The 827-nt window shown below is 70.9% G+C and carries 1 protein-coding gene; it reads left to right on the top strand.

The features are described 5' to 3' along the window. On the top strand, nucleotides 1-512 hold a 512-nt coding region (locus G3N64_RS39220; RefSeq protein ID WP_241021449.1), incomplete at its 5' end, for a shikimate kinase. Between the last annotated feature and the right edge of the window lie 315 nt (nucleotides 513-827).

Genomic DNA, 827 nt, shown 5'->3' with positions numbered 1-827 from the left:
CGCAGGCCGGCCCGACGCGCATCGCGCTCGTCGGGATGCCCGGCGCCGGCAAGACGACCCTCGGCAGCGCACTGGCCGGCGCGCTCGGGTTGCCGTTCGTCGACGCCGACCGCGAACTCGAACGCCGCTTCGGCGCCCCCGTCGCGGCGCAGTTCCATGCGGGCGACTTCCGCGCACGCGAAGCCGACGTCATCGATGCACTGACGTGCGGGCCGGCGCTCGTGCTCGCGACCGGCGGCGGCGCCGTGCTGCGCGACGATACGCGCGCCCGGCTCGGCCAGCGCTGTTTCGTGATCCATCTCGCGAGCGATCTCGACACCCTGTGGCACCGCACGCGCGACGACGCGTCCCGCCCGCTGCTGAACGTCGCCGACCCGCGCGCGGCCCTCGCCGCGCTGCACGACGCGCGCGAATCGCTGTACCGCGCATGCGCGCACTGCCGCATCGACACCTCCGGCCAGTCCGTCGCCCAGACGCTCGCAGCAGCGCTCGACGCGCTTGCCCTGGCGTAACCCGCGCGCCACGATCCGTCCCCTTTCAGCTGTTTCTATGGCGCCGGCCGGTTCGGCCGACTGCTATTTCTACCAGTTGCCGATCGCCAGATAATATCTAAAGATATATTTTTAGATATATATCGTTTGCCATCTCGCGACAGGAAACCGACCATGCCCTTCCTCATCGACCGAGCGCGCGGCTCCCGCCGCCTGGTTCCCGCGCTCGCCGCGCTCGCGATCGCCGGCTGCGCGCCGTTCGGCTCGCAACGCCCGGCGGCCCGGATGACGCCCGTCGAGCAACTCGATGCGGGTGCCGCGATCCACGCCGCCGGA

This window comes from Burkholderia sp. Ac-20344, assembly GCF_017104975.1.
Lineage (GTDB): Bacteria > Pseudomonadota > Gammaproteobacteria > Burkholderiales > Burkholderiaceae > Burkholderia.
Note: the sequence above shows the minus strand (reverse complement) of the source record. Positions and strands in the feature narration are given on the sequence as shown.